Origin of the sequence: Kitasatospora sp. NPDC057965, from assembly GCF_042887135.1 — a bacterium.
In the GTDB taxonomy this organism is placed as follows: domain Bacteria; phylum Actinomycetota; class Actinomycetes; order Streptomycetales; family Streptomycetaceae; genus Kitasatospora.
In genome coordinates this window covers 123,281-149,536 of the sequence record NZ_JBHVPZ010000012.1, presented here as the reverse complement: position 1 = coordinate 149,536, position 26,256 = coordinate 123,281, and the positions used below count along the sequence as shown (strand labels likewise).

The 26,256-nt window shown below is 73.6% G+C and carries 31 protein-coding genes; 13 read left to right on the top strand and 18 right to left on the bottom strand.

Translation table 11 applies throughout. The features are described from left to right. Positions 1 to 7: 7 nt before the first annotated feature. The 3 genes from ACFVVU_RS17885 to ACFVVU_RS17875 all read right to left on the bottom strand — a co-directional run bounded on the left by ACFVVU_RS17885 (position 8) and on the right by ACFVVU_RS17875 (position 1,776). Positions 8 to 172 (bottom strand): hypothetical protein, encoded by a 165-nt coding sequence (locus ACFVVU_RS17885; RefSeq protein ID WP_380687885.1) that lies wholly within the window; start codon positions 170 to 172, stop codon positions 8 to 10. A gap of 71 nt (positions 173 to 243) precedes the next feature. Further along, complete coding sequence (locus tag ACFVVU_RS17880; protein WP_387790798.1) at positions 244 to 471, bottom strand: hypothetical protein; 228 nt, start codon at positions 469 to 471, stop codon at positions 244 to 246. 9 nt (positions 472 to 480) lie between these two features. Next, entirely contained in the window at positions 481 to 1,776 is a 1,296-nt protein-coding gene (locus ACFVVU_RS17875) for an MFS transporter (protein ID WP_387790796.1), read from the bottom strand. 106 nt (positions 1,777 to 1,882) lie between these two features. Between ACFVVU_RS17875 and ACFVVU_RS17870 the strand changes: the two genes are divergently transcribed. From ACFVVU_RS17870 to ACFVVU_RS17860, 3 genes are all read left to right on the top strand, one after another. Further along, positions 1,883 to 2,836, top strand: coding sequence for a LysR substrate-binding domain-containing protein (locus ACFVVU_RS17870; protein ID WP_380687889.1), 954 nt, complete (start codon positions 1,883 to 1,885; stop codon positions 2,834 to 2,836). 144 nt (positions 2,837 to 2,980) lie between these two features. Continuing rightward, entirely contained in the window at positions 2,981 to 4,129 is a 1,149-nt protein-coding gene (locus ACFVVU_RS17865; protein ID WP_387790795.1) for an adenosine deaminase, read from the top strand. A gap of 209 nt (positions 4,130 to 4,338) precedes the next feature. After that, positions 4,339 to 4,698, top strand: coding sequence for an ATP-binding protein (locus ACFVVU_RS17860; RefSeq protein ID WP_380687877.1), 360 nt, complete (start codon positions 4,339 to 4,341; stop codon positions 4,696 to 4,698). 101 nt (positions 4,699 to 4,799) lie between these two features. Here ACFVVU_RS17860 and ACFVVU_RS17855 read toward each other — a convergent pair whose 3' ends face one another. From ACFVVU_RS17855 to ACFVVU_RS17840, 4 genes are all read right to left on the bottom strand, one after another. Then, positions 4,800 to 4,982: a PspC domain-containing protein gene (locus tag ACFVVU_RS17855; protein WP_355358632.1), complete on the bottom strand. Its 183-nt coding sequence runs from the start codon at positions 4,980 to 4,982 to the stop codon at positions 4,800 to 4,802. Positions 4,983 to 5,211: 229 nt separating this feature from the next. After that, positions 5,212 to 6,045 carry a MerR family transcriptional regulator gene (locus tag ACFVVU_RS17850; RefSeq protein ID WP_380685248.1) on the bottom strand — a complete coding sequence of 278 codons (834 nt, stop codon included), beginning with the start codon at positions 6,043 to 6,045 and terminating at the stop codon, positions 5,212 to 5,214. Between the two features lie 56 nt (positions 6,046 to 6,101). Continuing rightward, on the bottom strand, positions 6,102 to 6,533 hold the full coding sequence (locus ACFVVU_RS17845) for a nucleoside deaminase (RefSeq protein ID WP_387790792.1): 432 nt from the start codon (positions 6,531 to 6,533) through the stop codon (positions 6,102 to 6,104). Beyond that, the gene (locus ACFVVU_RS17840; RefSeq protein WP_387790791.1) at positions 6,530 to 7,408 is read right to left on the bottom strand and encodes an LLM class flavin-dependent oxidoreductase; all 879 of its coding nucleotides are present in this window, start codon (positions 7,406 to 7,408) and stop codon (positions 6,530 to 6,532) included. Before ACFVVU_RS17840 ends, ACFVVU_RS17845 begins: the two co-directional genes overlap by 4 nt. A gap of 95 nt (positions 7,409 to 7,503) precedes the next feature. Here ACFVVU_RS17840 and ACFVVU_RS17835 point away from each other — a divergent pair, with 95 nt between their 5' ends. Further along, a complete protein-coding gene (locus tag ACFVVU_RS17835; protein ID WP_387790789.1) occupies positions 7,504 to 7,977 on the top strand; it encodes an Lrp/AsnC family transcriptional regulator in 474 nt (157 codons plus the stop codon). A 54-nt stretch (positions 7,978 to 8,031) separates the two neighbouring features. Here ACFVVU_RS17835 and ACFVVU_RS17830 read toward each other — a convergent pair whose 3' ends face one another. Genes ACFVVU_RS17830 through ACFVVU_RS17820 form a run of 3 tightly spaced genes read right to left on the bottom strand, consistent with a single transcriptional unit; the run spans position 8,032 to position 8,749 of the window. Further along, positions 8,032 to 8,154, bottom strand: coding sequence for a hypothetical protein (locus ACFVVU_RS17830; protein WP_387790787.1), 123 nt, complete (start codon positions 8,152 to 8,154; stop codon positions 8,032 to 8,034). Continuing rightward, positions 8,151 to 8,387 (bottom strand): hypothetical protein, encoded by a 237-nt coding sequence (locus ACFVVU_RS17825; protein ID WP_387790785.1) that lies wholly within the window; start codon positions 8,385 to 8,387, stop codon positions 8,151 to 8,153. Before ACFVVU_RS17825 ends, ACFVVU_RS17830 begins: the two co-directional genes overlap by 4 nt. After that, positions 8,384 to 8,749: an ATP-binding protein gene (locus ACFVVU_RS17820; RefSeq protein ID WP_387790783.1), complete on the bottom strand. Its 366-nt coding sequence runs from the start codon at positions 8,747 to 8,749 to the stop codon at positions 8,384 to 8,386. Before ACFVVU_RS17820 ends, ACFVVU_RS17825 begins: the two co-directional genes overlap by 4 nt. A gap of 235 nt (positions 8,750 to 8,984) precedes the next feature. Between ACFVVU_RS17820 and ACFVVU_RS17815 the strand changes: the two genes are divergently transcribed. The 5 genes from ACFVVU_RS17815 to ACFVVU_RS17795 all read left to right on the top strand — a co-directional run bounded on the left by ACFVVU_RS17815 (position 8,985) and on the right by ACFVVU_RS17795 (position 12,627). Then, positions 8,985 to 9,878, top strand: a complete 894-nt coding sequence (locus ACFVVU_RS17815; RefSeq protein WP_387790782.1) for a helix-turn-helix domain-containing protein — start codon at positions 8,985 to 8,987, stop codon at positions 9,876 to 9,878. A gap of 10 nt (positions 9,879 to 9,888) precedes the next feature. Beyond that, positions 9,889 to 10,089, top strand: coding sequence for a DUF397 domain-containing protein (locus tag ACFVVU_RS17810; RefSeq protein WP_387790781.1), 201 nt, complete (start codon positions 9,889 to 9,891; stop codon positions 10,087 to 10,089). A gap of 31 nt (positions 10,090 to 10,120) precedes the next feature. Then, on the top strand, positions 10,121 to 10,528 hold the full coding sequence (locus ACFVVU_RS17805; RefSeq protein WP_387790779.1) for a hypothetical protein: 408 nt from the start codon (positions 10,121 to 10,123) through the stop codon (positions 10,526 to 10,528). A 250-nt stretch (positions 10,529 to 10,778) separates the two neighbouring features. Continuing rightward, entirely contained in the window at positions 10,779 to 12,116 is a 1,338-nt protein-coding gene (locus ACFVVU_RS17800; protein ID WP_387790778.1) for an AAA family ATPase, read from the top strand. Positions 12,117 to 12,120: 4 nt separating this feature from the next. Continuing rightward, positions 12,121 to 12,627 carry a hypothetical protein gene (locus ACFVVU_RS17795; RefSeq protein ID WP_387790776.1) on the top strand — a complete coding sequence of 169 codons (507 nt, stop codon included), beginning with the start codon at positions 12,121 to 12,123 and terminating at the stop codon, positions 12,625 to 12,627. 7 nt (positions 12,628 to 12,634) lie between these two features. Here ACFVVU_RS17795 and ACFVVU_RS17790 read toward each other — a convergent pair whose 3' ends face one another. Beyond that, entirely contained in the window at positions 12,635 to 13,525 is an 891-nt protein-coding gene (locus ACFVVU_RS17790; protein ID WP_387790774.1) for an FAD-dependent oxidoreductase, read from the bottom strand. A gap of 327 nt (positions 13,526 to 13,852) precedes the next feature. On the opposite strand from ACFVVU_RS17790, the gene aspS reads away from it, so the two are divergent. From aspS to ACFVVU_RS17775, 3 genes are all read left to right on the top strand, one after another. Further along, entirely contained in the window at positions 13,853 to 15,160 is a 1,308-nt protein-coding gene (gene aspS, locus ACFVVU_RS17785) for an aspartate--tRNA(Asn) ligase (protein WP_387790772.1), read from the top strand. 426 nt (positions 15,161 to 15,586) lie between these two features. Next, a complete protein-coding gene (locus tag ACFVVU_RS17780; RefSeq protein ID WP_387790771.1) occupies positions 15,587 to 17,278 on the top strand; it encodes a hypothetical protein in 1,692 nt (563 codons plus the stop codon). Between the two features lie 7 nt (positions 17,279 to 17,285). Further along, positions 17,286 to 17,930 (top strand): PhzF family phenazine biosynthesis protein, encoded by a 645-nt coding sequence (locus ACFVVU_RS17775; RefSeq protein ID WP_387790770.1) that lies wholly within the window; start codon positions 17,286 to 17,288, stop codon positions 17,928 to 17,930. A 95-nt stretch (positions 17,931 to 18,025) separates the two neighbouring features. On the opposite strand, the gene ACFVVU_RS17770 is transcribed toward ACFVVU_RS17775, so the two are convergent. From ACFVVU_RS17770 to ACFVVU_RS17755, 4 genes are all read right to left on the bottom strand, one after another. Continuing rightward, the gene (locus ACFVVU_RS17770; RefSeq protein ID WP_387790768.1) at positions 18,026 to 18,616 is read right to left on the bottom strand and encodes a VanZ family protein; all 591 of its coding nucleotides are present in this window, start codon (positions 18,614 to 18,616) and stop codon (positions 18,026 to 18,028) included. A gap of 174 nt (positions 18,617 to 18,790) precedes the next feature. Further along, positions 18,791 to 19,204, bottom strand: coding sequence for a hypothetical protein (locus tag ACFVVU_RS17765; RefSeq protein ID WP_387790766.1), 414 nt, complete (start codon positions 19,202 to 19,204; stop codon positions 18,791 to 18,793). Further along, a complete protein-coding gene (locus ACFVVU_RS17760; protein ID WP_380689859.1) occupies positions 19,201 to 20,715 on the bottom strand; it encodes an ATP-binding protein in 1,515 nt (504 codons plus the stop codon). Before ACFVVU_RS17760 ends, ACFVVU_RS17765 begins: the two co-directional genes overlap by 4 nt. A 69-nt stretch (positions 20,716 to 20,784) precedes the next feature. Beyond that, complete coding sequence (locus ACFVVU_RS17755; protein ID WP_030300621.1) at positions 20,785 to 21,462, bottom strand: response regulator transcription factor; 678 nt, start codon at positions 21,460 to 21,462, stop codon at positions 20,785 to 20,787. A gap of 597 nt (positions 21,463 to 22,059) precedes the next feature. Here ACFVVU_RS17755 and ACFVVU_RS17750 point away from each other — a divergent pair. Next, a complete protein-coding gene (locus tag ACFVVU_RS17750; protein ID WP_387790883.1) occupies positions 22,060 to 22,767 on the top strand; it encodes a SigE family RNA polymerase sigma factor in 708 nt (235 codons plus the stop codon). A gap of 226 nt (positions 22,768 to 22,993) precedes the next feature. Here ACFVVU_RS17750 and ACFVVU_RS17745 read toward each other — a convergent pair whose 3' ends face one another. From ACFVVU_RS17745 to ACFVVU_RS17735, 3 genes are all read right to left on the bottom strand, one after another. Beyond that, positions 22,994 to 23,632, bottom strand: a complete 639-nt coding sequence (locus tag ACFVVU_RS17745; RefSeq protein ID WP_387790764.1) for an ATP-binding protein — start codon at positions 23,630 to 23,632, stop codon at positions 22,994 to 22,996. Between the two features lie 243 nt (positions 23,633 to 23,875). Then, positions 23,876 to 24,778 (bottom strand): aldehyde dehydrogenase family protein, encoded by a 903-nt coding sequence (locus ACFVVU_RS17740; RefSeq protein ID WP_355358706.1) that lies wholly within the window; start codon positions 24,776 to 24,778, stop codon positions 23,876 to 23,878. Beyond that, complete coding sequence (locus ACFVVU_RS17735; RefSeq protein ID WP_380686342.1) at positions 24,771 to 26,255, bottom strand: aldehyde dehydrogenase family protein; 1,485 nt, start codon at positions 26,253 to 26,255, stop codon at positions 24,771 to 24,773. Before ACFVVU_RS17735 ends, ACFVVU_RS17740 begins: the two co-directional genes overlap by 8 nt. Position 26,256: the final 1 nt, after the last annotated feature.

Here is a 26,256-nt window from a genome sequence, read left to right as displayed (position 1 = left end):
CGCCGGATCAGGCGTACGTGAGCAGACCGCTGGTGTCGATCGTCCACGGGCCGACGGCGACCTTGTCGCCGAAGACGAACGCCTCGTGCCCGGCGGCCCGCAGCCCTTCGGTGATCGGCCGGTACCACCAACCGCCGTGCAGGGCGCCGGGGATGAGGACGAAGGTGGCCATGGTGGGTTCCTCTGTCCGTGCGGTACCGGTGGGACGCGAACGAAACTACGGCGGATACCTGACAGTCAGCGTCAGGTATCCGCCGGTCCACGATCCTCGGCACGGCGCTCGATCTCCCGTAGGTCCAGCCCCGCTTCGTCGGCGAGCGAGCGCAGGAAGTCCTGGCCGCTCCCGAACACCTCGCCGCGTTCTCCCCGGCCGAGGGCCTGGTCGACCTCGGCCTCTTTGCTCTGCCAGGCCGCAGTCCGGAACCAGCTCTGGTCCTCCGCAGCAGCGGAGACCGACTCCTGATCCTCCACGGGGAGAAGCTATCGCGCGGAAAGCCTGCCCGGCAGGGCCTCCGTGCGGCGGGCGGTGTGGGCCTGGCGGGTGGCGTAGAGGGTGACGGCGGCGGCGAGGGTCATGGCGGCGAGGCCGATGGTGGCGGCGCCGGGCCAGCCGGTGGCGTGGTAGGCGTCGGCGCCGGTGGTGCCGCCGAGGCTGTTGCCCAGGTAGTAGGCGATCAGGTAGAGCGCGGAGGCCTGGGCGCGGCCCTCGGTGGCGGTGCGGCCGACGGCGGAGGACGCGGTGGCGTGGCCGGCGAAGAAGCCGGCGGTGATCAGTACCAGGCCGAGCAGGGCGAGGACCAGGGAGTCGGCGAGCGAGAGCAGCAGCCCGAGGGCGGTGGTGCCGATCGCGGCGTACAGCGCCCCGCGGCGGCCGAGCCGGGCGGAGAGGCGGCCCGCGGCGGCCGAGGTGCCGGTGCCGACCAGGTAGACCACGAAGATCGAGGCGGCCACCGACTCCGGCAGGTGGAAGGGCGCGGCGATCAGCCGGTAGCCGACGGTGTTGTAGACCGCGCCGAACACGGCCATGAACAGCAGCCCCAGCGCGTACAGCCGCAGCAGCAGCGGGTTGCGCAGGTGGCGGCCGACGGTGCGGGCGAGGGCGCGCGCGTCCACCGGGGCCGGGGTGAAGTGCCGGGCGGCGGGGATCAGCAGCCGGAACGCGAGGGTGGCGAGCAGCGCGAGGACGGCGGAGGCGGCGAGCCCCCAGCGCCAGCCGAGGCCGGCCGCGACCCAGCCGGAGAGCAGCCGCCCGCCCATGCCGCCGATGCTGTTGCCCGCCACGTACAGGCCCATCGCGGAGGCCAGTGCCGAGGGGTGCACCTCCTCGGCGAGGTAGGCCATCGCGGTGGCGGGCAGTCCGGCGAGCGCGGCGCCCTGGAGGACGCGCAGCACGACCAGGGTGGTGAGGTCCGGCGCGAAGGGCAGCGCGAGCGCGAGGGCGGAGGCGGCGAGGGTGGAGGCCGTCATCACGGCGGTGCGCCCGTACCGGTCGGAGAGCGCGCTCGCGGGGAGCAGGGCGAGTGCCAGGCCGAGGGTGGCGGCGGAGGCCGTCCAGCTGGCCTGGCCGGGGGTGAGGCCGAGGTCGTCCGAGAGGACCGGCAGCAGGCCCTGGGTGGAGTAGAGGAGGACGAAGGTCGCGACGCCGGCGGCGAACAGGGCGAGGTTGGCGCGGCGGAAGGAGCGCCGGCCGGGGCGGTGGCGGTCGTCCGGGGTGAGGGCGGCGGCAGGGGCGGCGTCCGGCGCGGTCGCGGACGCCCTGGTACTGGAGGGCTGCATGTCGTCGACCGTAGAACCGCCGGGCTGATGCGTCCAATGCATGAACCATCCATAATCCATACCGGAGCGCATGAGCGCAGCGTGCGGCGGACGACGGGAGCGCATGATGGCCACGGGTGCCGAGCCGGCCCGGCCCGCGGAGCTGGGACCGGACCTTCCGGCGGTGCAACTCGCCCCGCTGCTGGCCCAGTTCGCGGCGGTCGCCCGGCTGGAGCATGTGACGCAGGCGGCGGCGCTGCTGGCGATGCCGCAGCCGACGCTGTCCCGGGCGGTGGCCCGGCTGGAGGGCGAGCTGGGTGTCGACCTGCTGGCCCGTCAGGGCCGGACGGTCCGGCTGACCAGGGCGGGCCGGCTGCTGCTGGCCTCGGTGGAGCGGGCGCTGGCCGAGGTCGAGCGCGGCGTCGAGGCGGCGCGGGCGGAGGCCGATCCGGCGACCGGCCGGGTGGCGTTCGGCTTCCTGCACACCATGGGGACGGACGCGGTGCCGGCCCTGCTGCGGGACTTCCGGGCGGCGTACCCGCTGGTCCGTTTCCAGCTGGTGCAGGCCTACGTGGGCGCGATGCTGGACCGGCTGCGCGCGGGGGAGTTGGACCTGTGCCTGGTCGCGCCGGTCCCGGAGGACGATCCGGCGCTGGTCGCCCGCCGGCTGGACGAGCAGCGGCTGCACCTGGTGGTCCCGGCCGACCACCGGCTGGCCGGGCGCCGCCGGATCCGGCTGGCGGAGGTCGCCGAGGACCCGTTCGTCGGGCTGGAGCCCGGCTACGGGCTGCGGGCGATCACCGACGGCTTCTGCGCGGAGGCCGGGTTCGCGCCGCGGATCGCGTTCGAGGGCGAGGAGGCGGAGACGCTGCGCGGGCTGGTGGCGGCCGGGCTCGGGGTGGCGCTGCTGCCGCCGGCGCTGGTGCCGCGGCCGGGGGTGGTCGAGCTGGAGGTGACGGCGCCGCGGACCCGGCGGGCGATCGGCCTGGCGTGGGTGGCGGGGCGGCCGCTGACCCCGCCGGCGGCGGCGTTCCGGGACTTCGTGCTGTCGCGGCGGGGGCGGCTGCTGGCGCACGACTGAGCGCGTCGGGGGGCGCGGGGCCTGGGGACCGGCTTGCGTGGAGGTGGACCGGCTCGTCCCTTTGGTGGAATTCCCGGTGGACATCGGATGATTCGGCCCCCTGGGCGGTGGCTTGTCTACGCGCGTAGGGGCTACACTCTCGCAATGGAGAAGCAGATCCCCGTCACCACCGCGGGCACCGGCCCCCGGATCCCCACCCCCGAGCAGATCGTCCGCGCGCCGAAGGTGCTCCTGCACGACCACCTCGACGGCGGCCTGCGCCCCGAGACCGTGGTCGAACTGGCGGCGGCCGTCGGCTACGAGGGCCTCCCGACCACCGACCCCAAGGCGCTCGGCGAGTGGTTCCGCGAGGCCGCCGACTCCGGTTCGCTGGTCCGCTACCTGGAGACCTTCGCCCACACCTGCGCCGTCATGCAGACCCGCGAGGCCCTGATCAAGGTCGCCGCCGACTGCGCCGAGGACCTCGCCGCCGACGGCGTCGTCTACGCCGAGGTCCGCTACGCCCCCGAGCAGCACCTGGAGCGCGGCCTGAGCCTGGACGAGGTCGTCGAGGCCGTCCAGGAGGGCTTCCGGCTCGGCGAGGCCAACGCCCGCGCCGCCGGCCACCGCATCCGGATCGGCACCCTGATCACCGCGATGCGGCACGCCGCGCGCTCGTCGGAGATCGCCGAGCTGGCCAACCGGCACCGCGACGGCGGCGTCGTCGGCTTCGACATCGCCGGCGCCGAGGCGGGCTACCCCCCCACCCGCCACCAGGCCGCCTTCGACTACCTCAAGGGCGAGAACAACCACTTCACCATCCACGCGGGCGAGGCCTTCGGCCTGCCGTCGATCTGGGAGGCCCTGCAGTGCTGCGGCGCCGACCGGCTCGGCCACGGCGTGCGGATCGTCGACGACATCACCGTCGAGGAGGACGGCACCGTCAAGCTGGGCCGCCTCGCCGCGTACGTGCGCGACAAGCGGGTCCCGCTGGAGATGTGCCCGACCTCCAACCTGCAGACCGGGGCCGCCGCCTCGTACGCCGAGCACCCGATCGGGCTGCTCAGCCGGCTGAAGTTCCGGGTCACCGTGAACACCGACAACCGGCTGATGAGCGGCACCAGCATGAGCCGCGAGTTCGCGCACCTGGTCGAGGCCTTCGGCTACACGCTGGGGGACCTGGAGTGGTTCACCGTGAACGCGATGAAGTCGGCCTTCCTGCCGTTCGACGAGCGGCTCGCGATGATCAACGACGTGATCAAGCCGGGCTACGCCGAGCTCAAGGCCGAGTGGCTGTTCAGCGTCGGCGGCTGAGTGCGCCGAAGGTGATCGGATGAACGCCGCTGTCCGCCAGGGGAGTTGGCGTTCATCTGACTTCTCGCTCGGGCGGGTGAACCGCCGTTGATCCCCGTGCGATCCGCTCACTACCGTGTGCCCGTCATTGCCGACCGGTCGTGGCGGCGGGCCCCGTCGCGTCGGCCGCGTGTGTCGGCCACCGACGAGGACCCAAGGGGACGAACCACATGAAGCAGGCCACTCTCAAGGCCGCCGGTACCGCCGCGCTCGGCATCGCCATCGCCGCGGTCGGCGCCGGCAGCGCGTCCGCCGCCCCCGCCACCGCCGCCGGTGGTCTCGGGCTCCCGACCGGTCTGCTGACCAACCCGGCCGCCACCAGCGCGCTCACCGACGCCGCCGGCAAGCTGCCGGTCGCCGACAAGGTCAGCAGCACCCTCGGCACCCTGGCCCCCAGCGCGGGTCAGGCCGCCGCCCCGGTCGCCGGCGCCGCCGCCGACCGGGCCGCCCTGCCGACCGTGCCGGGCCTCGACAAGACCCCGCTCGGCGGGCTCACCCAGGCCCTCCCGCTGCCGGGCCTCGGCGGCTGATCCGTCCGCCGCACGCCGGGGCGCCGCACGCCGGGGCGCGGCACGGCACGGCCGAAGGGGCCGCCCGCTCCCGTCGAGGAGCGCGCGGCCCCTTCGGCGTCTCACGGTTCCTGGGGCAGCAGCAGCCAGAGCGCCAGGTAGATCAGGAACTGCGGGCCGGGCAGCAGACAGGAAGCCAGGAAGATCACGCGCACGGTCCATGCCGAGAGCCCGAAGCGCTCGGCGATCCCGGCGCAGACGCCGGCGATGACGCGGTTGTGACGGGGGCGGGCGAGGCGGCTCATGGCGGACTCCGTTGCTGTGGTGACGCCGTGGTCCGGTCCCTCCGGCCGGCGTACTTCCATGCTCCGCCGCCGCCCCGCCGAAAACCTCCCCCCGCAAGGCGATCCCGCTCCTGACCTGCTTCACCGCCTGGCAGGACCCCCACTCAGGGTTCCGCTCAGGGTCGGCCCGGAGATTGCCGGCCACCCGGAGTGGGAAGTCGGCCGGTCCGACTTCCCGCGCCATGTGCGGCTACGCGCCCGGGCGGGGGCGGAAGGGGACGGTGACGTCGGAGGTGTGCTCGTGGGGCTCGGCGGTCTCGAAGTTCGGGTAGTACACCTCCCGGCTGCCGCCGTCGCGGTCGTGGCCCTGCTCCTTGACCCAGGCGCCGACGGCGTCGTGGATGGCGGCCATCGTCGCGAAGTCCTTGTGCTCCTTGGTGATCTCGGTGTACGCCTCGCGATGGGCCGGGTCGATCCGCACGGCGATGCGGCCGGTCGGCTCGACGGCGTTCAGCGTCGGGGCGCACACCTCGACCAGGCCGTCCGAGTCCTCGCCGACGTAGCCGTGGAAGATGCTGAAGATCGGCCCCGAGAGGCACGCGTCGGTCGACTTCAGGTGGGCGAGGAGCTGCTCGCCGGCCTCGTTCAGAAACGGGACGAGCGTGGCGCCCGTGACGTGCCGCTGGATGCAGAGCACCTTCTGCTCGGGAACGTCGCGTTCGGCGATCCGGTACATGGTCGAAGTCCTTCCGGTGAGTACTGAGCGGGCGTAGCCCACCGCGTAGCGGCGGGCCCTGTGCGCGGCCTCCTGCTCGCGCCAGTAGGCGCCGAGCAGGCGGGCGGACTCGTCGCCGCCGTCCGCGTCGAGGACGGCGGCGATCCGGGCCAGCGGCATGCCGACGGCGCGCAGCAGCGCGATCCGGCGGGCCCGTTCGACCTGGGCGCGGCCGTAGCGGCGGAACCCGGTGTACGGGTCGACGTGGGCGGGCGGCAGCAGCCCGCGGTCCCCGTACAGGCGCAGCGCTTTGGGGCTGAGCCTGGTCAGGGTGGCGAGCTCCCCGATGGTGATCAAGTCCTCGTGCACGGGGCCCACTCTGCTCCTTGCCCCTGGGGCAGAGGCAAACAACGGTGCGGGAGGGGTCAGCGGTAGTACGGCTCCATCGCGGCCCGGACCTCGTCGAGCAGCGCCGGGCCGTCCTGCGGTACGGGCGGTCGGCCGCTCGCGGGGCGGACGGTCAGCAACTGCTCGCCGGAGAGGGCGAAGACGACGCGGCCGAGCCCGGCCTGCCGCAGGGCGGCCGCGCACATCGGGCACGGCTCGCAGCTGGTGTAGAGGGTGGTCGCGGCGGCGGCGTCCGGGGCCAGCTCGCGGGCCGCCCGGCGGGCGAGCTTCAGTTCGGGGTGGGCGGTGATGTCCCGGTCGGTGAGCGTGGTGTTGCGCTCCTCGGCCAGGACGGTGCCGTCCGGGGCGGCGAGCAGGGAGCCGAACGGCGGGTTGCCGTGGGCGGCGGCCTCGGCGGCGAGGGCGATGGCGCGGCGGAGGAGGGGGTGGTCGGCGGGGGTGACGGTCATCGGGGCTGTTCCGTTCGGGGCTGTTCCGTGCAGAGCGGGGCGAGGTGTTCGGCGACGGCGGCGAGGGCCCGCCGGGCGTCCTGTGGGCGGCGGGTCTCCTCCGGGTCGCCGTGGTAGGGGTCGAGGATCACGTGTGCGGCGCCCAGCAGGCGGAGTTGGGTGAGGTCGGCGGTGATCTGCTCGATCGTGCCCTCGCCGGCGAGCCGTTGCGGGCCGGCGACCGGGGCCGGGGTGAGCCTGAGGGCGATCCGGGGCGCGAAGGCGGGGGCGGGGAGCGCGTGCTCGTCCGCGTACGCCCGTAGGCGGGTGGCGGCTTCGCGCAGCCAGGGCAGGGTGGGGCGCAGCGGGTGCCAGGCGTCGCCGAGGTGGACGGCGCGGCGCAGGCCCGCGTCGCTGTTGCCGCCGACCCAGAGCGGGATGCGGCGGGCCGTTCCGTAGCCGGCGGTGTCCTCCCAGGCGGCGCGCAGGCGGCGCAGGTGGTCGTCGGTGAGGCGGCCACGGTGCTCGAAGGGGACGCCGAGGGCGGCGAACTCCTGCTGCGCCCAACCGACTCCGACGCCGAGCACGAGGCGGTGGCCGCTCAGCGCGTCCAGGTTGGCGGCTGTCCGGGCGGTGAGGAGGGGGTGGCGGTAGGGGGCGACGAGGACGGTGGTGCCGAGGTGGACGCGGGTGGTGTGGGCGGCTAGCCAGGCGAGGGTGGTGAAGGGTTCGTAGAAGGGGGCGGGGTAGCGCCGGGCGACGTCGGGGGTGATGGCGACGTGGTCCGAGAGCATCAGCAGGTCGAAGCCCAGGGACTCGACGGTGCGGGCCCAGGTCAGGAGGGCTCCGGGGTCGGCGCCGGGGCCGAAGTTGGGGACGTTCACTCCGATCTTCACGTCCGGAAAGCCTAGGGAGGGAAGGTGGGTTGACTGAAGAGACATCTCCCGGTTGCGGGGTTGTTCCGCCGTGGAATCACCGGCAATCTGGGCCTATGACCGAGATTCTCGATGCGACGGACTGGGCGATCCTGGCCGAGCTCCAGGAGGACGGGCGGATCGCGTTCACCGAGCTGGCGCGGCGGGTGAACCTGAGCGCGTCGGCCACGACGGAACGGGTGCGGCGGCTGGAGACGGCGGGGGTGATCACCGGCTACCGGGCCGAGGTGGACCTTGAGCGCACGGGGTACCCGGTGACGGCGGTGGTCCGGTTGAAGTACCCGGGGCCGGCGGTGCGGCACGAGCCGCTGCGGCGGTTGCTGGAGGAGCGGTCGGAGATCCTGGAGTGCCTGCGGACGACCGGGGACGACTGCTACGTGCTGAAGATCGCCACGACGTCGATGGGGCACCTGGAGGAGATCGTCGACGAGCTGGCCCAGTTGGGGAGCACGACGACCAATCTGGTGCTGAGCCGACCGCTCGCGCCCCGGGGGCCGGCGGTGCCCCGGGTGGGGCCCGGCGAACAGTAGCAACACTGCTACTTGCTCCGTTGACGGCGGCCGGAGTGTCGGCCGCCGCAACGGTCAGCTGACGTGCTTGTCGTCCTCGTTGCCGTGGACCTTCAGGGCGGTGATGACGCCGGTGACAACGGTGGCGATCGCAAGGGCGAGGAGAACGGCGAAGGCCGCGCCGATGAGGAAGTTCACGGCGCCCTGACCCCCTCGCGCAGCAGGGTGAGGAGGTTGAGGAGGGTGGCGACGGAGGTGTCACCGAAGTCGACGAGGAGACGGCCGTCGATGGTGGCGCCGTTGACGGCGGCGGAGCCCCACTGGATGCCGAACGGCTTGCCGCACTCGTGGAGTTCGCTGATCAGTGCGGTGACCTCGGGCTCGGTGTAGGTGCGCAGGTAGGCGTCGTTGGGTTCGAAGGGGGCGTTCACGTGGCGGCGTCCAGCTCGAACCAGGTGACCTTGCCGGCCTTGACGGGGTCGACGCCGAAGCGGTCGGTGAGGGCGCGGACGAGGTGGAGTCCGCGCCCGGAGAGCGCGAAGAGGTCCGCGGGGGCGCCCAGTTCGGGCAGGACGGGGCTGTCGTCGCAGACCGAGACCCGCAGCGTGCGGGGGCAGAGGGCGACGATGATGTGGGGCGCCTGGGTGCCCGCGTGCTTCCAGGCATTCACGAACAGCTCATGAAGCGCGAGTTCGGCGTCGGCGATGGAGTCCGACATCCAGTCCGAGGCGGTGAGGAGGGCCCGCAGCTCGCGGCGGGCGACGGACCAGTCGGGCGGGTAGGGGGCACGCATGGGGGCCTCCGTGAGGTGGGGAGGAGTGGCTCGCCGACGGAGGGGTGAATGTGCCTACTGCCTAGGTGGCAGCCGCTACTGACGACCCGTCGGCGATCGGTGCAACACTGAGAGTAGGATGTAGAGTCCGAACGTTGCAACCAATGCAGCAAGGTTGACCCTTGCGAGTGAAAGCCGCCCGGGTGGTGGCGGGTTGAGCTGATGCGGAACACTGCGGGGAGAGGGAAGGAACGCTGTGGGGCTCAGGGGAGAGATCAGCCAGCGGCAGCGCCGCTTCGGCGAGGAGTTGCAGCGCCTCAGGTTGGCGGCGGGACTGTCGGCTCCGGAGGCCGGCGCGTTGGTGGGGATGAAGAGCCCTGCTGTCAGCCACACGGAGGCGGGTCGAACCGGCCTCAACCAGGAGAGGTTGGGGACCTGGCTCGACGCTTATGGCTGTGAAGATCCGGTCTATCGAGCCGAACTCGCGGACATGGGAAGGCGAACGGGCAAGGGGTGGTGGTCGGACTTCGCCGACCGAGTGCCGCAGCTTGCGCTCGACCTGGCCGAGACCGAGGACAGTGCGGCTCTGATCGACAACTACGAGACGTTCCACGTGCCCGGTCTGTTGCAGATTCCGGCGTATGTCGAGGCGATCTACGATGGCGCTCATCGCGACCGAAAGCTGGACGCCGAAGCCGAGGTCGAGTTCCGGATCAATCGGCAGCGGATCCTCACCGACAAGCCGCGACGCGAGTTCCGTTTCGTGATTCACGAAACGGCCCTGCGTCTGCGCTTCCCTGGAGACGCGGTGATGAGGGCGCAGCTGTCGCACCTGCTGGAGGTGTCCGAGCTGCCGAACGTGACCATCCAGGTTCTGCCGTTCACGGCATTGAAGAAGCCGCCGCACACCGGCCAATTCCTGTTGCTGGACCCAGGATCAGTGGACCTCTCCACCGTTGTTGTGGATCACCCAAGCCACACCGAGTATCTTGGCGACCGGCACTCGATCGCGACGTATCGCAGGACGTTCAACCAGTTGGTTGACCTTGCGCTGCCTCCGGTCGACGCCGGTCAGTCACCCCTTGCGCTGTCGCCAACGCGTGACTCGTGGGGCCTCATCCGACATCTTCTCTACCTGCTCCAAACGTGAAGGGCGCCTAATGCCAGAACTCCGTTGGCAGAAGTCATCGTTCAGTGGCTCGAACGAGGGCGGCAGCTGCGTTGAACTTGCCGCAGGTGCAGGGGGCCTTCTCCAACTGCGGGAGTCCGATGACCCGGGGATCATTCTGGTAGTCGATGTAGAGCAGTTCGGTTCTTTCCTTCTGGCCGCCAAAGCCGGTGCCTTCGACCACCTCACCTGATCAGTAGCCCAGTCCCGGAGGACCCCCACCGATGAACGCCAAAGCCTGGCGTATCCGGCTCATCGTTCGCACCACCCAGGTCGGCGTCATCGGCGGGGCCCTCTGGGGTGCCCTGGTCGCCCTCGTCGCCTTCCGCTACACCTCGATACCCCTCGGGGCCATGGTGGGCCTCCTCTTCGGGACCTTCGTCTCCATACCCACCGGCTCCCTGCTCTCCGCCCTCCCCAAGCGGCTCGCCTTCCACCGCTGGTCCGCGCCCGTCCTCGGCGCCCTCCTCACCGCCGCCGCCGGCTACCTCGTCCTCGCCCGCATCCTCCGCGAGCCGCACGCCCTCTTCCACCTCGGCGTCGCCCTACTCTTCCTCCTCTCCACCACCCTCACCGCCGCCGCCTTCTTCCTCGCCGTCCGCAGCCTCCGCCGGACGTCATCGGCACCATGAGCCCCCGGTGACCCCCTGGGCTCGCCACGAAGGCGGACGAGTCCGGCCACCTCACCGGGGCATCGGCCCGCCACCTCCACGTTCCGCGCCTTCGGGCCCGACGGAAGCGGAGCAGGAAGTCGGACCCGCTGACTTCCCACTCCGTCGGTGGAGCGCTGTGGGAACGGTGACGAGCCCGCGTAGGCTTTCGTACCGCTGCACAGCCGGGGCGAGCACAGCCTGGGCCGGAACGAGCGAGAGAGGGTGCCGGGTGGAGACTCCCCGTCTGGTGGAGGTGCGCCTGACCTCCTTCAAGAGCTTCACGGGCCAGTGCCTGCCGCTTCAGGACCTGACAGTGCTGATCGGCCGCAACGGCAGCGGCAAGTCCAATGCCCTGGACGGCCTGATGGTGCTGTCCCGCCTCGCCCTGGGCGAGCCGGTGCGCGACGCGCTGGACGGGCTGCGGAGCGGAGGCGAGGAGCCCATCCGAGGCGGGGCCGAAGGGTGCGCGCCGCTGGGGGCGGACAGCTTCGCCCTCGGCTGCCGTGTGCGGTCGGGACAGGCGGTCTTCGACCTCGACGTGGAGATCGCCGTCCGCCCCGAGGTGCGGATTCTGCGGGAGACCTTGACGGCGGTGGAGGGCGCGCTCTACGGGGGCCGCCGACTCGCGCCCGGCCGCTCGTTGCTGGCCAGCGACACTCCGGACCCGAGCCGCACCGATCTCAAGGTCCGCTACTTCAACGGCTTGCGGGGTGTGGACCCGGGGGTCCCGTTCGCGGCCGACCGTCTGCTGACCAGCCAGGTCCCGGTTCGGCTCCCCGCGACCACCGAGGCGACCAAGCTCGTCCACCGTGCCGCGCAGGACGTGCTCGCGGTGCTGCGCGAGGTCTTCCTGCTGGATCCGGTGCCCCACCTCATGCGGCAGTACGTCAACGCGCGCGACACCGAACTCAGACGCAGCGCCGACAACCTCAGCGCGGTGGTGGAGCACCTGCGCGGAACCGACCGGGCGGCCTTCGGCCGGCTGACGGAGCTGGTCGCGGGGATGCCCGAGTTCCCCGTGCGCGGCATCACCAGCGTCGACACGAAGCTCGGGGACGTCCAGCTGGTGCTGCGCGAGGCCGGCTACCACGGCAAGGACCATGCCGTTCCGGCCAGGCTCCTCAGCGACGGCATGCTGCGGTTCCTGGCCTTCGGAACCGCGCTGCTGAGCGCACCCGTCGCCGACGGCGACGAGGCGCCGCTGTCGGCCCAGCGGCACCTGGTGATCGAGGAGATCGAGAACGGTCTCTACCCGACGCAGGCGGCGCGCGTGCTGCGCCTGATGAAGGAGGAGTCGGAGCGGCGCAGCATCGACGTGCTGTTCACCACGCACAGTCCGGCGCTCCTCAACTCCCTGGACGCGCAGGACCACTCGGGCGTCGTCGTGTGCAGCAGGGACCGGGACACGGGGGAGAGCATGCTGTCCCGCCTCACCGACCTGCCCGGCTACATCGACCTGCTGGCGGCCGGCGACCTGGGCGACGCGATCAGCAGGAACCGTCTCGCGGACGCCCTGCGCCCGCGAGACGGCGTGACCGACGTCGAGGACTTCCTGAGGAGCCTGTGAGTCTGTGAGTGGACAGCAGCGGTCCGGGCTCCGGCTGCCCGTCGTGGACTTCCTGGACACCTCGGTCTTCGTCGAGATCCTCGACGTGCCCCACATGAACGGCCATCGCGACGAGGTGCTCACGGCGATGAGGGCCCGGCTGGAGGCCGGGGTCCGCTTCATCCTGCCGACCGCGACGATCATCGAGACCGGCAACCACGTCTTCCAGATCAAGGAGGGGTCGGCCCGCCGCGCCCGCGCCGCGAGCTTCATGAGCCTGTTGCGCAAGACCGCGGACGGTGAGGCGCCGTGGGTGCTTCACCAGCGGACCTGGGACGGCGACTTCCTCGCCGACCTCTGCGGGGGCGGAAGCACGAACATGGACCTGGCCGAGCACGCCGTGAGGCAGCAACTCGGCGCCGGTGACCTGAGCATCGTCGCCGAACGGGACCTGTACGCCTCGCGGGTGCAGGCGGAGGTCCGGATCTGGACCTTGGAAGCGACGATGCAGACCTGGGCCGGGGTGTCCTGACCGGCGGTCAACCGCCCAGGCGGATGGCGTAGTAGGCGTGCAGGGCGGCTTCGGCGCCGGAGCCGGTGGCGGTCATGATGCGCTGGGCCCGGGGGGAGCGGAGGTCGCCGGCGGTGAGGATGCGGGGGTGCTGGCGGTCGGGTGGGCAGTAGCCGTCGGGGGCGGGGGTGAGGTCGCCGGGGAGGGCGGCCGGGCGGACGCCGAGGTTCACGAACACGGCGTCGGCCTCGAAGGTGCCCAACCCACCCGCCGTGATGCGGCCTTCGGGGGTGGGGTGGAGGGTGAGAGCGTCGAGCTGGAGAAGGGTGGCGCGCGGGTCGGCGCGGACCTCGTCGGCCTTGTAGGCGTCGGCCGGCGGGTGCGGGACGAGCAGGTCGAGCGGGGCGTCGGGGTGGGCGCGCAGCAGGGTGCCGAGGGGGCGGTCGGCGCCGAGGACGAGGGCGCGGCGGCCGGCCAGGCGGGTGGCGTCCGCCTCCCAGAGCGGTGGCGGTGCCAGGCCCGCGGCGGAGCCGAGCCAGCCGGCCTCCTCGGGACGGGCCGCCCGTACGCCGGTGGCGGCGACGGCGTAGCGGCCGCGGACGGTGGTGCCCGAGGCGAGCCGGACGGTGACGCCCTCGTCGTCGGCGCGCAGCTCCGTCGCCGGGGTGCCGAGCAGGAGGTCGCAGGAGTCGGCGACCCGCCGGACGTCCGCCGCGAGGGCGTCGGCGTAGGCGGTGCCGGTGGCGAAGCCGAGGACGTTGTCCACCGCCGGGACGCGCCGCAGGGTGGCGCCCAGGCCGCGCCGTTCGACGAGCGCCGAGCGCAGTCCGACGCTCGCGGCCATCACCGCCGCCGCGCAGCCGGCCGGGCCGCCGCCGACGATCACCAGGTCGTACGGGGTGCTGGACGGCTGGGTCATCCGGGCAGCGTAGCGGCCGCCGGTCGGAAATGCCGTTGCCGGGAGGGCCGGTGGCGTCCTAACCTCGCCGCAACACGTCGACGGAGACGAGTACCTCCGGGCCCCGCGAGCCGAGAGAGCCGCCGGCTGCTGTGAAGGCGGCCTCGCGTCCGGGAGGGAAGACACTCCGGAGTGCGGGGAGGAAATGCCCCGCCGGCCGGCCCCCGTCACCGGGCCGAACGAGGCCGCCGCCCGCCCCGGCGACGGCGGCGAAAGTGCGGTGGCACCGCGAGTCCCCTTCTCGCCCGCGCTCCCAAGGGATCACCACGACGCCCCCGGAGGGCCGCGATGATCCACCCCAGTACCGCCGACATCCCCAGTACCGCCGACACCGCCCGCGTCCTGGCCGCCGAACTGCCCGGCCGGATCGGCGACACCGTCGAACTCGCCGGCTGGCTGCACCGCCGCCGCGCGCTGAAGTCCGTGACCTTCCTCGTCCTGCGCGACCGCTCGGGCCTCGCCCAGGTGGTGGCCCCCGCCGGGGCGGCCGACCTGCCCGAGGAGACGGTGCTGCGCGTGCGCGGCACCGTCACGGCCAACGCCCAGGCGCCGAACGGCGTCGAGCTGACCGGCCCGGCCGTGGAGGTGCTCGCCCGCCCCGTCGCGGCCCCGCCGTTCGACCTCTTCCGTCCGGCCGTCCCCGCCGCGCTGCCGGTCGTCCTGGACAACGCGCCCGTCGCCCTGCGCCACCCGAGGCTGGCGGCGCTGCACCGGGTCTCGGCGGCCTCCGTGCACGGCTTCCGGGCGGCGCTCGACGGCCTCGGCTTCACCGAGATCCACACGCCGAAGGTCGTCTCCTCGGCGACCGAGTCCGGCGCGAACGTCTTCGCGCTGGACTGGTTCGGGCGCGAGGCGTACCTGGCGCAGTCGCCGCAGTTCTTCAAGCAGGCGATGGTCGGGGTCTTCGAGCGGGTCTACGAGACCGGGCCGGTGTTCCGGGCCGAACCCCACGACACCGCCCGCCACCTGGCCCAGTACACCAGCCTGGACGCCGAGCTGGGCTTCGTCGCCGACCACCGGGACGTCATGGCGGTGGTGCGGGCCGCACTCGCCGGAATGGTCGAGGCGGTCGCCGAACGGGCCGGGGACGCGCTCGCGGCCTTGGGCGTCGAGCCGCCCGCCGTGCCGGAGGAGATCCCGCAGCTGCACTTCGCCGAGGCGATGCGGATGCTGGGCGCCGAGGAACCGGACCTCGCACCGGCGCACGAGCGGTGGCTCGGCGCGTGGGCGCAGCGCGAGCACAGCAGCCCGTTCCTGTTCGTGACCGGGTACCCGATGCGCAAGCGGCCGTTCTACACCCACCCCGAGCCGGGCCGGCCGGAGTACTCCAACAGCTTCGACCTGCTCTTCCGCGGACTGGAGCTGGTGACCGGCGGCCAGCGGCTGCACCGGTACGAGGACTACCTCGCGGCCCTCGCCGCCCGTGGCGAGCCGGCCGGGCCGTACGAGGGGTACCTGCGGGCCTTCGCCCACGGCATGCCGCCGCACGGCGGGTTCGCGCTCGGGCTGGAGCGCTGGACAGCGCGGCTGACGGGGGAGGAGAACGTCCGCCGCACGGCCCTCTTCCCGCGCGACGTGCACCGGCTGACGCCGTGAGGTGAGGCGTGCGGACGCCGCCGGGCGGATGCCCCGACCACAGGGGGCACCACCCGACGGCGGACGGCGGACGGCGGACGGCCGACGGGGGCTCAGCCCTGCTGCGGAGCCTGGGGAGCCTGCGGAGCCGGCGGGTACTGGGCCGCCTGCGGCTGGTACGGCGACGCCGGCGGCTACTGGCCGGCCGACATCCGTCCTCACGATTTCGTCACGGTGTCATCGCCGAATCCGTCCGGCGAACCTCCTTCCCACCCCTTGAAAACCGATCAGGAAGCGTCCGCGCGTTCGGATATGATGCGCCCGTCGCTGGTGGTTGGGGGGCGAAGCAGCGACCCGGGTGAGAGTCCCGGAGCGGCCCCCCGCCTCGGCGAACCGCCTGCTGCCGGGTTCGTCGGGTTCGCCCGCCTTTCTTCCGTGAGGTCTCCCTTGCGTACTCAGCCCCGCAGATCCCTCGCCCTCGCCGCCGCCACCCTGGTCTCGGGCGTGGCCCTGACCGCGGCCGCCCCGGGCGCTGCCGCGCTGCCGCTTTCCGGCGGAGCCACCGGGACGACGGTGCGGCAGGCGGCCCAGGGCCAGGCCACCCCCGGGCCGGCCCTCGGCCCCCAGGAGCAGCGCGGCCCGGTGACCACCACCCTCACCGCCTTCCCCACCACCCTCACCGCCGGCGGGCCGGCCGCCGAGTTCGTCGCGACCCTGCGCAACTCCGCCGACCACGCGGTCAACGTCACCACCGGCTTCACCGTCGCCGCCATCGACTCCGGCGTCCGCGAGACCCAGCTCAAGCTGGACTACCAGGCCCCCGGCGGCGGCCCCTGGAAGCCCGCCGCGCTCGGCCCGGGCGCCGCCGTCGGCGCCACCTGGGACCTCGACACCTCCGCCACCCGGCTGAGCCTGCCCGCCGGTTCCTCGGTGAGCTACCGGCTGCGGATCGCCGTCACCGCCGACGCGCCCGCCGGCCGGGCCACCGGCGGCTTCCGGGCGACGGTCTCCGACCCGACCCTGCCGCCGGAGAGCCGGATCTCCGAGGCGAACACCGCGCCCCAGGAGTTCACCACCGTCGCGGCCGCCCCCACCGGCACGCCGACGTCCGCCCCCGCGCCCGGCGTGCCGTACCTCGGCCTGGACGCGGTGCCCGCCGCCTTCATCTCCGGCGGCGAGGCCAGGCCGTTCCGGCTGACGCTCACCAACCGCAGCGGCAGGGACGTCGCGTTCCAGCCCGAAGTCACCCTCCGGGGCGCAGCCCTGCCCGCCGCCGGGGCGGCCGCGCTGGACTTCCAGACCCCTGACGGCCAGTGGACGGCGGCCACCGTCGACGGCGGCCGGACGGCGGCCGGGACGGCCACGCTCGTGCTGCGCCTGCCGGACCGGGACGCCTCCCTGGTGCGGCTGCGCGACGGCGAGTCCCGGACGCTCAACGTGCGGCTGGCGTTCGGCCAGGACGTCCCGTCGGGCGTCGTGTCGGTGCAGTTCGCCGGGACCAGCCTGCCCCTCGCCGGGGGTGGCGCCGGGGTGCCGGCCGCCAGCTCGTCGGTCGACGTCACCGTGGCCGCACCCGCGCCGGTCACGCCGACCGCAGCGCCGAGCCCCTCCGCCACCGACGGCGCCGCCCCGACCGTCCCCGCCGAGCCGTCGGCCACCGCGCCGAGCACGTCCGGTGGTGGCGGCCCGGCGGTCGCCCTCGCGGCGGTCACCCCGACCCCGGAGGCGAGCGGCTCGACGGCGGCCGTCCCGCCGACGCCGACCCCTCAGCCGTCGGAGGGGGCGCCCACCGCCCCGGCGCCGGCCGTCACCGTGACCGTGGCGGCCCCCGCGCCGTCCGTGGACCTCGCCTCCACCGGCGGCTCGTCCACCAACACCCCGATGGCGATCACCGGTGCCACCTCGATCGCGATGGGCATCGGTACGCTGCTGGTGGCCCACCGCCGGCAGAAGGCCCGCCCGGCCCTCGCCGCCCGTGCGCCCCGCCCGGCCGGCGGCCCGGGGACGGGTCCGGGGACGGGTCCGGGAGCGATCCCGGGAGCGATCCCGGGAATGAACGCGGCCCCGCGTCCGAACCCCGCCCCGCGCCCGGTGCGCGGCCCGGCGGCGGGCCCCGGCGGGGCGACCGGACGGGGATGAGCGAGACATGACCGACCACGAGGTGCTGCACGTGTTCTGCGGCCCGGACGGCGACCACGGCAACGCGCTGGGCGTCGTGCGCGACGGCGCCGCCGTGCCCGGCGAGCGTGACCGCCAGGCGATCGCCCGGGAACTCGGCTTCAGCGAGACGGTGTTCGTCGACGATCCGCGGCGCGGCGTCATCGACATCTACACCCCGGGCCTGCGGCTGCCCTTCGCCGGCCACCCGTGCGTCGGTGCCGCCTGGCTGCTGGGCGTGGACCGGCTGGTCACCCGGGCCGGCGTGGTCGGCGTCCGGCACGACGGAGCGTTCACCCGGATCGCGGCCCCCGCCGCCTGGGCCCCGCCGCGCACGCTGCGCCGGCACGCGACGCCGGCCGAGGTGGACGCCCTGGCGGTGCCGCCGCCGGGCGAGTGGATCTACGCCTGGGCCTGGCGGGACGAGGCGGCGGGCACCGTCCGCGCCCGGGCCTTCCCGGGCCGGGACGACGGTATCGACGAGGACGAGGCCACCGGGGCGGCCGCGATCCTGCTGACCGCCGAGCTGGGCCGCGCTCTGACGATCACCCAGGGGCGCGGCTCGCAGCTCGTCACGGGCATCACACCCGACGGCCTGGTCGAGGTCGGGGGCCGGGTCCGCCGCGCGGGCTGAGCAGCGGCCGCTGCCACGGCGGAGCCGTGCTGCGGGGGAGTGCGACCGACTCGCCTCGGAGCGCCGGGAGTTGCCCGACCTCGGCTCGTGCGGGGTCAGCCCCTGGGCGCGGTCCTGGGCGAGCCGAGGCTGAGCAACGGCTCGACGTTCGGGGCGGTCACGGTGGAGGCCACCGGAGCCGGAGCCGGAGCCGGGATCGGGGCGGAGGGCGGAGCCGGGATCCGGGGCGCCGTGGCGCGGCGCAGCAGGAAGGAGCGGCCGGCCGGGACCAGGGCGAGGTGGACGGCCGCGACGCCGACGACGGCGAGCAGGATGTGGTCCACGTTGAGCACATGGCCCGGGGCCCAGGAGGAGAGGAACTCCAGCGCGGTGGCCAGCAGGGCCGAGGCGCCGGTGGTGCGCAGGAAGGACGGCAGCCAGCGGGTGGTCAGCCGGCCTCCGGCGAACGGGAGGAAGATGCCGAGCGGGCAGAGCAGCAGCAGTTCGCCGAGCACCTGACCCCCGCTGGAGGAGCGGAGCGAGCCCAGTGGCGTCAGGTTGGCATCGTCCACCCAGGCCACCGGCAGCGGTCTCAGTACCATCCAGCCCACCAGTACCAGGTGGAGGGTGAGGCCGAGCAGACCCACCACCCGTAGTGGACGCTGGGAACGATGGACGGCCGTCGCCCGTCCGGTCTCGGTCCGCACGCCGGCACGCTCCTCACGTGGCCTGGTGCCATCTCGCTGCACGGGGGGAAGGACGTGCACCGGCGGCGTGACGGTTCCATGCCCGGTGTGAACTTCGCGCCGCGCGCCGGGAATCCGGCGAAGGCCGCGGGGGAGCCGCCCGGTGAACCGGACGGCCCCCCGCGGCCCGCGCGATCAGCGGCAGGGCGCCGTGGTGGAGGCGGTGGGCGACGGCAGCGCGCCGAACACGTTGTCCGCCGGCGGCGTCGGGGACACCACGACGGGCGACGGCGAGGCGGCCGGCTGCACGACGGGCGGCCCGGACGGCGGCCCGGACGGCGAACCCGACGGCGCACCGGCCCGCACCGTGGCGGCGTGCGCAGGCGCCTGGGCGGCCGCGCCCGCTCCCCCGGTCGGCGTCGGCGTGCTCGGCGCCGTGGGTATCCGCGCCACGGTCGGGCAGGCGGTCCGGCTGGCGGGTGCGCCCGCGTCCACCGGGACGGCGGTCGGACGGATGCCGCAGGCGGTGGCCAGCGCGGCCAGCCCCAGCAGCGCGGCGGCGGCGAACGGGCGTCGCGGACGGGCACCGGTCGGGCGGACACGGTTCACTGGGCACCCTCCTCGGGGGCGGTGTCGGCCGGTGGCGGAGGCGGCGGGGTCCGCGGCAGGGTCAGCGTGAACACCGCGCCGACCTCGCCGTTCGCGGCGGTGATGGTCCCCCCGTGGATCTGTGCGTTGGCCATCGCGATGGACAGGCCGAGGCCGCTGCCCTCCGAGCGCGCCCGCCCCTTGTCGGCCTTGTAGAAGCGGTCGAAGACGTGCGGCAGCACGTCCTCCGGGATGCCCGGACCGCTGTCCGACACCTCGACGACCACGTTGTCCCCGTCCTCCCGCACCCGCACCCGCACCGGCGAGCCGCCGTGCTTGAGCGCGTTGCCGATGAGGTTGGCGAAGACGACGTCCAGCCGGCGCGGGTCGACCACCGCCCGCACCCCGCGCGGCGCGTCCAGCTCGACCGCGTCGTACCAGGCCCGGCCGTCGATGCAGGACATGATCAGGTCCGCGATGTCCACCTCGTCGGCGACCAGCTTGGCCGTGCCGGCGTCGAAGCGGGTCACCTCCATCAGGTTCTCCACCAGGTCGGACAGCCGGCGGGTCTCGCTGACCACCAGCCGCACCGCCGGCTCGATCATCGGGTCCAGCGACTCCGCCTCGTCCTCCAGGATGTCCGTCACGGCGGTCATCGCGGTCAGCGGGGTGCGCAGCTCGTGCGACATGTCGGCGACGAACCGCCGGCTCTGCGCCTCCCGCGCGCTCAGCTCCTCCACCTGCTCGTGCAGCGACTCCGCGGTCCGGTTGAAGGTCCGGGCCAGATCGGCGAGTTCGTCCGAGCCGTCGACCTCCAGCCGGGTGTCCAGATGGCCCTCGCCGAGCCGCCGGGCCGCGTCGCCGAGCCGGCGCACCGGCCGCAGCACCGTCGCCGAGGCCGCCTGCGCGAGCAGCGCCGAGCCGATCAGCGCCAGCAGCGTGGCGATGGCCAGCGACCATCCGAGCGTATTGAGGTCGGCCCGCTCGTTCTCCAGCGACTTGAACATGTACGCGGTCGGGCCGGTCGGCACCACCTTGGTGCCGCCGATCACGAACGGCCGGCCGTCGAGGTTCTGCCGCTGCCAGTACAGGTGGTACGTGTACGGGTTGGAGTCGGTGATCTCGCGAGGCTTTCCGACCGCGGTCTGCAGCGCCGTCGGCACATTGGCGAGCGTGTACTGCGAGGGGCTGGAGGAGGCGATGCAGTCCGGCAGGGCCGGGTCCGCGACCACCACGTCGTAGCTGAGCCCGGAGCTCGCGACGATGTTCGCCAGCGTGTTCAGGTCCTCGCAGGTGGCGTTCAGCGGCAGGTTCGACACATTGCGGGTGAGCGAGACCCGGAAGTCGTTGAGCGCGGTGTCCTGCGCGCGCTTGAGCACCGCGTCGCGGTTGAGCCAGTACGCGATGCCGGAGGCCGAGACGGCGGTGAGCAGCGCGACCGCGGCGAACACCGCGATCAGCCGCACGCGCAGCGAGCGCAGCCGTCGCCACGGGCCGGAGGAGAACCGGGCCGTCGTCTGATGGTTGGTCACGGGAGCCTGTCGTTGCGGAAGGTCAGTGCGCGCGGCGGGATATCGCCCGCGCCGGACGGGGAGCGGCGGTCACGCGGGAGGGTCCAGCCGGTAGCCGACGCCGCGCACCGTGCGGATCAGCGTCGGGGCCGAGGGCACGTCCTCGACCTTGGCCCGCAGCCGCTGGACGCAGGCGTCCACCAGCCGGGAGTCGCCCAGGTAGTCGTGCTCCCAGACCAGCCGCAGCAGCTGCTGGCGCGACAGCGCCTGCCCGGGCCGCCGGCTGAGCTCCAGCAGCAGCCGCAGCTCGGTCGGGGTGAGCTGGAGGTCCGCGCCGTCCTTGGTGACGGTCATCGCCGCCCGGTCGATCACCACGCTGCCGTAGACCGAGGAGTCCGAGTTCTCCCGCTCGCCGCGCCGCAGCACGGCCCGGATCCGGGCGTCCAGCACGCGCGGCTGCACCGGCTTGACCACGTAGTCGTCCGCACCCGACTCCAGGCCCACCACGACGTCGATGTCGTCGGAGCGGGCGGTCAGCAGGATGATCGGCAGCTGGTCGGTGCGGCGGATCCGGCGGCACACCTCGAAGCCGTCGATGCCGGGCAGCATGACGTCCAGCACGATGAGGTCCGGCCGCTGCTCCTTGAAGAGCCGCAGACCGTCCTCGCCGGAGGCGGCGGTGGCCACGCGGTGGCCCTGGCGGGTGAGGGCGAGTTCGAGGCCGGTGCGGATGGCGTCGTCGTCCTCGATCAGAAGGAGGAAAGGCACGGCCTCATTCTGGCTCACCCGGAGCGGGTAATCACCCCCCATCGACCGTCCCGGCCCCGGGCACCGCCCGCGCGGGCGGTGCCCGGGAACCGGAACGCCCGTGACCGGCGTCCGTCAACAACGGGAGCGTGTTCGGGACGAAAGGCCCGGCCCTGTGACAGCCCTGTGACAGTCGACGGACAGCGCCATCACAACCGGCGGGCAGGATTTTCGATGTCGCCGCAGGACAGCGGGCCAATCGGCCGGCCGAGGCGGCGTCAACGGAACTCGAACCGACCAAGGGGGCGCACGATGAACGCCACGCTTCAGACCCGGACCAACCCGGCTGTCCGCACCGCGCGTTCATCGGCCACCGCCTTCCTGACCCGGCCGGCGGCCGGGGCCGAGGAGAGCTCCGGTGCCGTGATCGCACGGGGGTGCGCGCACAGCACCGGTGGAAACACTGTCGTCCGCCGGGTGAGCGGCGGCGGCAGGACGGGGGAGCTGTACGGGATCGGCCACCGGGGGAACGCGGCCGACTCCGCCTCCACCTTGACGCTGCGGGGGGTCCTCCCCATCCGCGTCGAGGACAAGGACGCCCTGGGGGGGAACCGGGGCATCGGGGGGACCGGCCTGCGGAAGGCCGACTCGGGGGAGTCGGCCGGCCGCGAGGCCGCCGGTGCGACGCTGCTGCGGCTGAGCCCCGCGGCGGTGCCCGCCACCGGGGCACAGCGGACCGAGGTGCAGCGGGCCGAGGCGCAGCGGGACGGGGCGCAGGGGGAGCGCCCCGCCGTCGCCGAGGACCACGTCACCGAGTTCACCGCGTACGTGCGCGAGCGCCGCGCCTCCCTGTACGCCACCGCCTACCACCTGACCGGCGACCGCTACGAGGCCGAGGACCTGCTGCAGAGCGCGCTCTTCAGCACCTACCGCGCCTGGGGCCGGATCACCGACAAGGCCGCGGTCGGGGGCTACCTGCGCCGCACCATGACCAACCTGCACATCTCCGCCTGGCGGCGCCGCAAGGTCAACGAGTACCCGACCGAGGAGCTGCCGGAGACGGTCGGCGACACCGACGCGATGGGCGGCACCGAGCTGCGCGCCGTGCTCTGGCAGGCGCTGGCCAAGCTGCCGGAGAACCAGCGCACCATGCTGGTGCTGCGCTACTACGAGGGCAAGACCGACCCGGAGATCGCCGACGTGCTCGGCATCAGCGTCGGCACGGTCAAGAGCAGCATCTGGCGCGCGCTGCGCCGGCTGCGCGACGACGAGCAGCTGAACACCTCGGGTGACACCCTGCGGTCGTTCGGCGAGCTGGTCGCGTAGCGGAACCGAGGCGTTCCGGCCCACCGTGGGGGTGGGGCCGGACGGGACTCCCGTCGGGGGACGGGTAGCAGGACGGACGCGGTACGGGTGGCGCCGGCTCGGGGGAGCGGCGGCACCGGGAGGGGAACCACGGACGTCCGGGGAAGGCGGCGGGTCCGGTGCGGGGGAGACGCACCGGCCCGCCGTTCCGCGTTCCCGGCGGCGTTCCGCGTTCCCGGTGGCCGCGTCAGACCGCGGACAGCTCCCCGGCGGAGGCCGCCGCGCGGATCCGCCGTCCGGCCTCCGGCCCGGCGCACGGGTGGGCGCCCAGCGCGACCTGCCGCCCGACGATGTCCCGCTCGGCCCGCATCAGCCGCCAGCCGCGCCGCAGCAGCACCGGCAGCGACTTGCGGCCCTCGCGGACGTCCCGGCGCAGCCGCCACCAGGCGGTCGTCAGCGCGCCGTTGCGCAGGCACAGGGCGTCGCCGAGCAGCTCCCCGGCGGCGCAGTCGGCGGTGATCTCGGCGGCGAAGATGCCCTCGGCGACAAACGCGCCCGCCCCGTCGAGCTCCAGCACCCGGGTGGAGACGCGGCCGTTGTCCGGGATCGAGTACACCGGCACCTCGGCCCGGCCGGTGGTGCACAGCTCGCGGATGGCCTCGACGGCCTGCTCGCGGTGCCAGGCCAGCGGGGAGTCCCAGTCCACCGCGCCGTCGGGCAGCCGCGGCAGGCTCGGGTCGTCGCCGTCCTTGTAGAAGTCGTCGAGCTGGAGCACCGGCAGGCCGCTGCGTTCGGCGAGCGAGGACTTCCCCGATCCGGAGGGCCCGGAGAGCAGGACCACCCGGGCGCGGGCTATCGGCACAGGGTTCAGCGGGGAGTCACTCACGGGACACCAGTCTGACGCATCGGGGCCCGATGCCGAAACCGGTCGGATCCCCCGGATCCCGGGAGGAAGGATCCGGCAAGCCCCCCGGAAAAGTCGACGGACCCGCGCCAGGGGGGGAGAGGCGCGGGTCCGTCCTGTGACCGTCCGGGCCCTGGGGGGGAGAGGGCACGGGGGACGGCCAGTCTGTGGAGTTGTGTCACCAACTCGCGGCCACGGAGTGCAGCCGCTGCGGGGATCCGGAGGTCAGATCCCCATCGGGTGCCAGACCGTCTTGGTCTCCAGGAAGGAGAGTAGCCGGTCCGTTCCGGGAGCATTGGTCCAGTCCTGGGCGAACGGGTCCAGCTCCGGGCGGATCACCCTCTTCAGGGTATCTGCGGCAAGCGCTTCCAGCGCGCCCGCCGCGCCGGGACCGTCGGCGGCGATCGCGCCGGTGAGGTCCAGGGCGTTGACGTCCTGGTGCGAGGCCAGGGTCGGCGCGATGTCGGCGGTCCGGCCGGACAGCAGGTTGACCACGCCGCCCGGGACGTCCGAGGTGGCCAGCACCTCGCCCAGCGACAGCGCGGGCAGCGGGGCGTCGGCCGCGGCCGCCACCACCACGGTGTTGCCGGTGGCGATGGCCGGGGCGATCACCGACACCAGGCCGAGCAGCGAGTGCCCGTACCCGGCCTGCGGGGCGACGATCCCGACCACACCGGTCGGCTCCGGGGTGGAGAGGTTGAAGTAGGGGCCGGCGACCGGGTTGGCGCCGCCCGCGATCTGGGCCACCTTGTCGGTCCAGCCCGCGTACCAGACCCAGCGGTCGATCGCCGCGTCCACCAGGGCGGCGGCCTTCTTCGGGCCGATGCCCTCGGAGAGCGCCACCTCGGCGGCGAACTGCTCGCGCCGGCCCTGCAGCATCTCGGCGACCCGGTACAGCACCTGGCCGCGGTTGTACGCGGTGGTGCCGGCCCAGCCCTTGACCGCCGCGCGGGCGGCCACGACCGCGTCGCGGGCGTCCTTGCGGGTCCCGAGCGGGGCGTTGGCCAGCCACTCGCCCTTCGCGTCCGTCACCTCGTACACCCGCCCGCTCTCGGAGCGCGGGAACTTCCCGCCGACGTACAGCTTGTAGGTCTTGAGGACATCAAGACGGCTCACGACATCAGACATCGAGGTAGGCCTCCAGACCGTGCCGGCCACCCTCGCGGCCGTAACCCGACTCCTTGTAGCCGCCGAACGGCGACGTCGGGTCGAACTTGTTGAAGGTGTTGGCCCAGACCACGCCGGCCCGGAGCCTGTTCGCGGTCCAGAGGATGCGCGAGCCCTTCTCCGTCCAGATGCCGGCGGAGAGCCCGTAGGGGGTGTTGTTGGCCTTCTCGACCGCCTCGGCGGGGGTGCGGAAGGTCAGCACCGACAGCACCGGGCCGAAGATCTCCTCCTGGGCGATCCGGTGGGCCTGGCTGACGCCGGTGAACACGGTCGGGCGGAACCAGAAGCCGGCGCCCGGCAGCTCGCAGGCGGGCGACCAGCGCTCGGCGCCCTCGGCCTCGCCGGCGTCGGCCAGCGCGGTGATCCGGGCCAGCTGCTCGGCGGAGTTGATCGCGCCGATGTCGGTGTTCTTGTCCAGCGGGTCGCCGACCCGCAGGGTGCCCATCCGGTGCTTCAGCGCGGCCAGCAGCTCGTCCTGGACCGACTCCTGGACCAGCAGGCGCGAACCCGCGCAGCAGACGTGGCCCTGGTTGAAGAAGATGCCGTTGACGATGCCCTCGACGGCCTGGTCGATCGGCGCGTCGTCGAAGACGATGTTCGCGGCCTTGCCGCCCAGCTCCAGCGACAGCTTCTTGCGGGTGCCGGCCACCTGCTTGGCGATGGCCCGGCCGACCGGGGTGGAGCCGGTGAAGGCGACCTTGTTGACGTCCGGGTGCGCGGTGAGCGCGGCGCCGGTGCGGCCGTCGCCGGTGACGATGTTGACGACGCCCTTCGGCAGACCGGCCTGGCGGCAGATCTCGGCGAAGCGCAGCGCGGTCAGCGGGGTGGTCTCGGCCGGCTTCAGCACGACCGTGTTGCCGGTGGCCAGCGCCGGGGCGATCTTCCAGGCCAGCATCAGCAGCGGGAAGTTCCACGGGATGACCTGGCCGGCCACGCCCAGCGGCTTCGGGTTCGGGCCGAAGCCGGCGTAGTCCAGCTTGTCCGCCCAGCCCGCGTAGTAGAAGAAGTGCGCGGCGACCAGCGGCAGGTCGACGTCGCGGGTCTCGCGGATCGGCTTGCCGTTGTCGATCGACTCCAGCACCGCCAGTTCGCGGCTGCGCTCCTGGATGATCCGGGCGATCCGGAACAGGTACTTGGCGCGCTCGCTGCCGGGCAGCGCCGACCAGTCGGCGAAGGCCTTGCGGGCGGCGGCGACGGCGCGGTCGACGTCCTCCTCGGTGCCCCGGGCGAACTCGGCGAGCACCTGCTCGGTGGCCGGGTTGACCGTCTTCAGCGCCTCGCTGCCCGAGGAGTCGACGAACTCGCCGCCGATGAAGTGGCCGTAGGAGGCGGCGATGTCGCCGGCCGCGGCGGGCGACTCGGGCGCCGGGGCGTACGTGAAGAGGCCGCCCGCCGGCTTCTGGGCCGCGGGCTCCTCGGTGTTCTTCTTCTTGGCCATG

Excerpts from the sequence above, each read along its gene's own strand:
- ACFVVU_RS17885 (WP_380687885.1), bottom strand. The coding sequence starts at position 172 with ATGGCCACCTTCGTCCTCATCCCCGGCGCCCTGCACGGCGGTTGGTGG.
- ACFVVU_RS17875 (WP_387790796.1), bottom strand. The coding sequence starts at position 1,776 with ATGCAGCCCTCCAGTACCAGGGCGTCCGCGACCGCGCCGGACGCCGCC.
- ACFVVU_RS17870 (WP_380687889.1), top strand. The coding sequence starts at position 1,883 with ATGGCCACGGGTGCCGAGCCGGCCCGGCCCGCGGAGCTGGGACCGGAC.
- ACFVVU_RS17865 (WP_387790795.1), top strand. The coding sequence starts at position 2,981 with ATGGAGAAGCAGATCCCCGTCACCACCGCGGGCACCGGCCCCCGGATC.
- ACFVVU_RS17860 (WP_380687877.1), top strand. The coding sequence starts at position 4,339 with ATGAAGCAGGCCACTCTCAAGGCCGCCGGTACCGCCGCGCTCGGCATC.
- ACFVVU_RS17855 (WP_355358632.1), bottom strand. The coding sequence starts at position 4,982 with ATGAGCCGCCTCGCCCGCCCCCGTCACAACCGCGTCATCGCCGGCGTC.
- ACFVVU_RS17845 (WP_387790792.1), bottom strand. The coding sequence starts at position 6,533 with ATGACCGTCACCCCCGCCGACCACCCCCTCCTCCGCCGCGCCATCGCC.
- ACFVVU_RS17835 (WP_387790789.1), top strand. The coding sequence starts at position 7,504 with ATGACCGAGATTCTCGATGCGACGGACTGGGCGATCCTGGCCGAGCTC.
- ACFVVU_RS17820 (WP_387790783.1), bottom strand. The coding sequence starts at position 8,749 with ATGCGTGCCCCCTACCCGCCCGACTGGTCCGTCGCCCGCCGCGAGCTG.
- ACFVVU_RS17810 (WP_387790781.1), top strand. The coding sequence starts at position 9,889 with ATGCCAGAACTCCGTTGGCAGAAGTCATCGTTCAGTGGCTCGAACGAG.
- ACFVVU_RS17805 (WP_387790779.1), top strand. The coding sequence starts at position 10,121 with ATGAACGCCAAAGCCTGGCGTATCCGGCTCATCGTTCGCACCACCCAG.
- ACFVVU_RS17790 (WP_387790774.1), bottom strand. The coding sequence starts at position 13,525 with ATGACCCAGCCGTCCAGCACCCCGTACGACCTGGTGATCGTCGGCGGC.
- aspS (WP_387790772.1), top strand. The coding sequence starts at position 13,853 with ATGATCCACCCCAGTACCGCCGACATCCCCAGTACCGCCGACACCGCC.
- ACFVVU_RS17775 (WP_387790770.1), top strand. The coding sequence starts at position 17,286 with ATGACCGACCACGAGGTGCTGCACGTGTTCTGCGGCCCGGACGGCGAC.
- ACFVVU_RS17740 (WP_355358706.1), bottom strand. The coding sequence starts at position 24,778 with ATGTCTGATGTCGTGAGCCGTCTTGATGTCCTCAAGACCTACAAGCTG.
- ACFVVU_RS17735 (WP_380686342.1), bottom strand. The coding sequence starts at position 26,255 with ATGGCCAAGAAGAAGAACACCGAGGAGCCCGCGGCCCAGAAGCCGGCG.